Source organism: uncultured Senegalimassilia sp. (assembly GCF_934632265.1).
GTDB lineage: Bacteria > Actinomycetota > Coriobacteriia > Coriobacteriales > Eggerthellaceae > Senegalimassilia.
Map to the genome: position 1 here is coordinate 1 of NZ_CAKTYH010000186.1, position 2,363 is coordinate 2,363.

The 2,363-nt window shown below is 67.6% G+C and carries 2 protein-coding genes; both read right to left on the bottom strand.

Translation table 11 applies throughout. The annotated features are described in order from the left end of the window. Positions 1–1,204, bottom strand: a 1,204-nt coding sequence (locus Q0H50_RS09280; RefSeq protein WP_294421677.1) for a SufD family Fe-S cluster assembly protein, incomplete at its 3' end; no start/stop codon positions are given. Beyond that, positions 1,204–2,363: Fe-S cluster assembly protein SufB (sufB, locus tag Q0H50_RS09285; RefSeq protein WP_294421678.1), on the bottom strand; the 1,160-nt coding region annotated here is incomplete at its 5' end. The genes sufB and Q0H50_RS09280, both read right to left, overlap by 1 nt.

The following is a 2,363-nucleotide window of genomic DNA, read 5'->3' on the forward strand; positions in this document are numbered from 1 at the left end:
CGCGAACGGTTTCGTCTTCGATGGTAAGCGCCGTTTCCTCCAGGGTTGCCGTGGCGAACAGGCCCTCGGCGGCTTCCTGGGAAAGGCCGCGGCACTTCAGGTAGAACAGCTGGTCGGCGGCAACGTGGCCGATGGTGGCGCCATGGTTGCCGGCCACGTCGTCCTCGTCGCACAGGATGACGGGGATGGTCTTGTTGTCCACGCGCTCGTCCACCAGAAGCACGGTCTCGCGCTCGGTGCCCTCGGCGCCCTTGCAGCCGCGCACCATGTCGATGGTGCCGCGCAGGACCTTCTTCGACTCGCCCATGAGCGCGCCGTTGGCGTCGATGTTGCAGCGGGTCTTCTTGCCGCGATGGCGCACGACGTAGTTGAAGTCGCGCACGTCCTGGCCGGCGGCCAGGTAGCGGGTGTCCACGTCTACGCGCGACAGGTCGCCGCGCAGGTCGGTGGCCAGGCCCGTGTAGGACTTGCCGGCGCCCAGCATGCGATGGCGAACGGTGACGAACGCGCCCTCGTCGCAGACGATGCCCGTGTCGTCGAGCGCCATCCACGTTTCGTCGAGCGTGTGCACGGACGTGACGTTGACGTGGGCGTTCTCGCCGGCGAACACGCGCAGCACCACGCCCACCACGCCGCTGCCGGCGGCGGGGGAGTCAAGCGACACGGTCAGGTCGAACGCAGCGCCCGCGGGGGCCACCACGTCGATGGTGGCCACGTTGGCGGCGCCGTCCACGCCGGCGATGCGCACGGTGGCCTGCCCGCGCTTGCCGGCGGCCGGCGCGAACACGGTTGCGGCGCCCTTGCCGGCGGCCTGGGACAGCCACTCGGTGGCCTGCTCGCCCATGCCGCACTCGAACGCCTCGGCCACGTTGTTCGCCATCTCCTGGCGCACGGCCTTGTGCTCGTAGGTGGAAAGCGCCGGGATGTCCAGGTCGGCGGGGTCAACGTCGGGGTCGACCGCCTTCAGGATGGCGCGCGTGTCGGCGGGGCCGGCGGCGCGGGCCGCATCGACGCGCTCCTGCAGCGCGGCCACGGCCGCGTCGAAGGCGCCCGCTTCGCCGATCAGCTCGGCGGCAGCTTCCACTTCCACCTGGGCTGCGAAGGACAGGCCCTCGGGCAGCTCCACGGCGGTCTCGTTCATATCAAGGCGATGCCAGGTAGGCGCGGGCATCGCGTTCACGTTGCTCAAAACGTCGGCGCCCATTATCCGATCGCCCCTTCCATTTCCAGCTTGATGAGGTTGTTCATTTCCACGGCGTACTCGAGCGGCAGCTCCTTGGAAACGGGGTCGGCGAAGCCGTTCACGATCATCGTGCGGGCCTCTTCCTCCGAGATACCGCGGCTCATCAGGTAGAACACCTTGTCGTCGCCGATGCGGCCGATGGTGGCCTCATGCCCGATGTCGACGTGCTTGCAGCGGATGTCCATGGCCGGGATGGTGTCGGAGCGGCTGTGGTCGTCGAGCATGAGGCTCTGGCACGACACGCTGCACGCGGAGTTCTCGGCCTTCGGCGTGGCGACCACGCTGCTGCGGAACGTGGACACGCCGCCGCCCTTGGAGATGGACTTCGTCTCGATGGACGCCGAGGTCTCCGGTGCGGCCAGCACCACCTTGCAGCCGGTGTCGAGGTTCTGGCCCGTGCCGGCGAACGTGATGCCCGTGAACGTGCACGTGGATTTGCGGCCGGCCAGGATGGACATGGGGTACAGGTAGCCCACATGGCTGCCGAAGCTGCCGGACACCCACTCGATCGAGCCGCCCTCGTCGCACGTGGAGCGCTTGGTGTTGAGGTTGAACATGTTCTTCGACCAGTTCTCGATGGTCGAGTAGCGCAGGTGCGCGTTCTTGCCGACGAACAGCTCCACAGCGCCCGCGTGCAGGTTCGCCACGTTGTACTTCGGCGCGCTGCAGCCCTCGATGAAGTGCAGGTCGGCGCCGTCTTCCACGATGATGAGCGTGTGCTCGAACTGGCCCGCGCCCTTCGCGTTCAGGCGGAAGTAGCTTTGCAGCGGGAAGTCGAGCTTGGTGTCCTTCGGCACGTACACGAAGCTGCCGCCGGACCACACCGCGCCGTGCAGCGCGGCGAACTTGTGGTCGGTGGGCGGGATGAGCGTCATGAACTTCTCGCGGATGAGCGGCTCCCACTGCGGGTCGTGCAGCGCCTCCTCGATGCCGGAGTACACGATGCCCATGCGGGAAGCGGTGTCCTGCATGTTGTGGTAGACCAGCTCGGAGTCGTACTGCGCGCCGACGCCGGCCAGGTAGCTGCGCTCGGCCTCGGGGATGCCCAGGCGGTCGAAGGTGTTCTTTACGTCGTCGGGCAGGGAGTCCCAGTCCGACTTCTGGTCGGTGTTGGGCTTGA